At 65.7% G+C, this 3597-nt stretch carries 5 protein-coding genes; 2 read left to right on the top strand and 3 right to left on the bottom strand.

Annotated elements, in window-relative coordinates:
* Positions 1-274, top strand: a 274-nt coding sequence (locus AC1DYI_RS29650; RefSeq protein WP_477207708.1) for a gamma carbonic anhydrase family protein, incomplete at its 5' end; no start/stop codon positions are given.
* A gap of 12 nt (positions 275-286) precedes the next feature.
* A complete protein-coding gene (gene hslO / locus AC1DYI_RS29645; protein ID WP_477207707.1) occupies positions 287-1249 on the top strand; it encodes an Hsp33 family molecular chaperone HslO in 963 nt (320 codons plus the stop codon).
* Positions 1250-1458: 209 nt separating this feature from the next.
* Here hslO and AC1DYI_RS29640 read toward each other — a convergent pair whose 3' ends face one another.
* From AC1DYI_RS29640 to pnuC, 3 genes are all read right to left on the bottom strand, one after another.
* Positions 1459-2460, bottom strand: a complete 1002-nt coding sequence (locus AC1DYI_RS29640) for a cytochrome-c peroxidase (RefSeq protein ID WP_477207706.1) — start codon at positions 2458-2460, stop codon at positions 1459-1461.
* Positions 2461-2666: 206 nt separating this feature from the next.
* Positions 2667-3365 (bottom strand): AAA family ATPase, encoded by a 699-nt coding sequence (locus tag AC1DYI_RS29635; RefSeq protein WP_477207705.1) that lies wholly within the window; start codon positions 3363-3365, stop codon positions 2667-2669.
* On the bottom strand, positions 3352-3597 hold a 246-nt coding region (pnuC, locus tag AC1DYI_RS29630; protein WP_477207704.1), incomplete at its 5' end, for a nicotinamide riboside transporter PnuC. The genes AC1DYI_RS29635 and pnuC, both read right to left, overlap by 14 nt.

The raw sequence follows: 3597 nt of genomic DNA, 5'->3' as shown, positions 1-3597 counted from the left end.
GGTGACGCTGCACGGCTGCACGGTGGGAGACGGCTCGCTGATCGGCATCCAGTCGGTGATCCTGAATGGTGCGCGCATCGGCAAGAACAGCATCGTCGGCGCTGGCGCGCTGGTCACCGAAGGCAAGGAATTCCCGGACGGCGTGCTGATCGTCGGCAGCCCGGCGAAGGTTGTGCGCGAGCTGACACCCGAGCAGATCGAGCGGCTGAAGATGAGCGCTGCGCACTATGTCGACAACGCGCGCCGGCATCGCCTGCACCTGAAAAAACTTTGAAGAAGTTCCCTCATGGATGAATTGCACAAGTTCCTGTTCGAAGGCCTGCCGGTGCGCGGCATGCTGGTCCGGCTGACCGACGGCTGGCGCGAGTCGCTCACCCGGCGCGAGACGGTGGGCCCGTTCCCGCCGCCGGTGCGTGCGCTGCTGGGCGAGATGGCCGCCGCGGCCACGCTGATGCAGGCCAACATCAAGTTCAACGGCTCGCTGATCCTGCAAGTCTTTGGCGACGGGCCGGTCAAGCTGGCGGTGGCCGAAGCGCGCTCGGACCTGACCTTTCGCGCGACCGCCAAGGTGATCGGTGAGGTGCCAGACAGCGCCAAGCTGGAGGCGATGCTGAACGTGCACGGCAAGGGCCGCTGCGCAATCACGCTGGACCCGCAGGATCGCCTGCCAGGGCAGCAGCCCTACCAGGGCGTGGTGCCGCTGCACGGTGACCAGCGCGAGCCGCTGCAGCAGCTGTCGCAGGTGCTGGAGCATTACATGCTGCAGTCCGAGCAGCTGGACACGCGGCTGGTGCTGGCGGCCAACGACGAGGTGGCGGCTGGTTTGCTGATCCAGCGGTTGCCGATCCAGGGTGAGAACAACCTGTCCGGCATCAACGTGGCCAATGAAGACATGATTGGCCAGTCCGAAGGCTTCAACCGGATCGCCCACCTGGCTGCGACGCTGACTTCCGAAGAGTTGCTGACGCTGGACGCCGACACGATCCTGCGCCGTTTGTTCTGGGAAGAGCAGGTGCTGCGCTTCGAGCCGCTGGTGCCGGGCTTCGCCTGCTCGTGCTCGCGTCCGCGGGTGCGAGCGATGCTCAACGGGCTGGGGCGCGAAGAGGCGGAATCGATCCTCGCCGAGCGCGGCGACATCGAGATCGGCTGCGACTTCTGCGGCCAGCAGTACCACTTCGATGCGGTCGACGTGGGCGAGCTTTTCACGCCTGGGCGCGACCAGCCGCCGGCATCCGCTTCGCTGCAATAGCGGCTGCGGGCTGAGTTGCTCGCCGCGCTGGCAGCAACGCGCGCAGTGGTGAAGCTGCGCCGGGCATGGCCGGTGTGCCGCGCGCAGTGGGAGCCCAAGGCTCCGATGTCTGGCAGTCCATCCGCTCCTTGCCGGGACCACCTGTTCTCAGGACAGTGAGTGGGTGGGAAGGACCCCTCAGGTGATGTTCAGTGCAGAGGCGATGAGGGTCAGTTGAAAGGCTGCGGGCGCGGCGTTTGATCGACCGATGGTGGCAACACCGGCAGCACCACCGCGGGCTGGTCACCGGTGAGTGTTTTCAGGAAGGCGACGATCTTGTCGTTTTCGTCAGCGCTGAAGTTGCGCCCCAGTTGCACCCGGCCCATCACCTCGACAGCTTCGTGCAGCGTGGCCGCCGAACCGTCGTGGAAGTACGGATAGGTCAGCTCGATGTTGCGCAGCGTGGGCACCTTGAAGTAGTACTTGTCGGCTTCATTGCCGGTGACTTCGAACCGGCCCTGGGCTTTGCTTTGGCTGGTGAAGGGCGCCACCAGGCCCATCTTCTGGAACGAGTTGCCGCCCACGGCCACGCCGTTGTGGCAGCCCACGCAGCCGCTGTCCTTGAACAGGCGATAGCCGGCCAGCTCCTGGGTGTTGAGCGCCTTGCCATTGCCCTTGAGCCACTGGTCGAAGCGTGAATTTGGCGTGACCAGGGTCTTTTCGAATTCGGCGATTGCGAGGGTCACCTGGTCGATGTCCAGTGGCTTCTTCTTGAACACGTGGCCGAACTCGTTCACGTACTGCGGGATCGAGCGCAGCACGTCCACCGCCATGGTGTGGCTGAAGCCCATCTCGCCGGGGTTGGCGATCGGGCCGCCGGCCTGGGCTTTCAGGTCGGCTGCGCGGCCGTCCCAGAACTGCGCGATGTTGAAGCTGGAGTTCAGCACCGTGGGCGCGTTGATCGGGCCCTCGTGCCATTGGTGGCCGATCGAAGAGCGCACGTTGTCGGTGCCGCCCATCGAGAGGTTGTGGCACGAGTTGCAGGAGATGTAGCCAGACTTGGACAAGCGGGGCTCGAAGTACAGCTTCTTGCCCAGTTCGGCCATGCCTTGATCGATCTTCTCCGGACGCACGATGGGCTGGATCGGCTCGTTGGCGGCCATGGAAACCGTGGCTGCGCCACAGGCGGCCGCGGCGATCAGTGCGCCGATGGCCTTTGCTCGTAGTTTCATGAACTTTCCTCGTTGAAATGGCATCTGCAATGGCGGGAATTGCCTTTCCGGCGCACAGGTCGATGCGCTGGAGCTGTGAGTGCCAACGAGAGAAGTGATTGGTTGTATGACCTGGGTCACTTGACGCCAGGATGTAACTCGTCAGATATGCGGACCACTCTTGGCGAGTGATGGCCACCTGGCCTCACGAGAAATGGCTGACGAGGCTAGGGGCGTTGCCGCCGCAGTTGCCGCGCGGCGTGCTCGCAGTCCGGCACATCGCAGGTCTCGCAGACCCAGCGCCATTCGGGCTGGGCGGCGTCGCGTGCGGCCAGGCGGCTGAAGAGGCCGGGGGCGGGCGGCGCCTTCTTGGCTTGGCGCAAGAAAGGCGCGACGGCATCGAGCGCAGCTTCGACGCGCGCTTCGCCCAGACCCCCCACCACCACAAAGGGCAGGCCGGCCTGGATCAGCAGCGTTCGCAGCGTCGCATCGACGGGCTCGCGAACGTGCGCGCCGTCGCGCTGCAGACCGTCGGCTTGCCAGGGCAGGTCGAGCGCCGTCAGCAAGGTCAGCGTGCAGCGGCGGCGCTGCCAGTCAAGCGCACCGTCGTCCATCGAGCTGTCGCCGAACACCTGGCGGTGGTAGACGGCGGTCATCAGTGGCGTGGTGTCGCAGATCACGATGTCGTGCTCGGCGGCTGCGGCGTCGACGCGGCGGCCCTGTTCGGCGGCGATGGCTTCTTGCTCATGGACCGCCGGTGTGCGGCCTTCGCGCTCGCACCATTCGCGCAGCACTTCAGGCACCCAGGTGCAGCGCCAGCCGGTGGCCTCGGCCAGCCGCAAAGCCAGCGCTTCGGCGAGGGTGCTTTTGCCGGTACTTTCTGCGCCGACGATGGCGAAGATCCAGGGGGGCTCAGTGCCGCGCATCGACGTGCCCCTCAAGGCGCGCCCAGGCGCGCCAGCCGGCAACGGAGAGCAGAGCAAAGATCGCGTAAAGGATCACCGTCAGCCACAGCGCCTTGTAGGCGAACAGACCGATGCTGACGACGTTCACCGCCAGCCAGACGGACCAATTCTCGATCAGCTTGCGGCCGAGCAGGAACTGCCCGGTCACGCTGGCCACGGTGGGCAGGGCGTCGAAGAAGGGGACGTCGGAGGT

It is taken from the genome of Ideonella sp. P3_A4 (genome assembly GCF_056403075.1).
The sequence above is the reverse complement of the archived record's forward strand: the minus strand, read 5'-3'. Positions and strand labels throughout refer to the sequence as shown.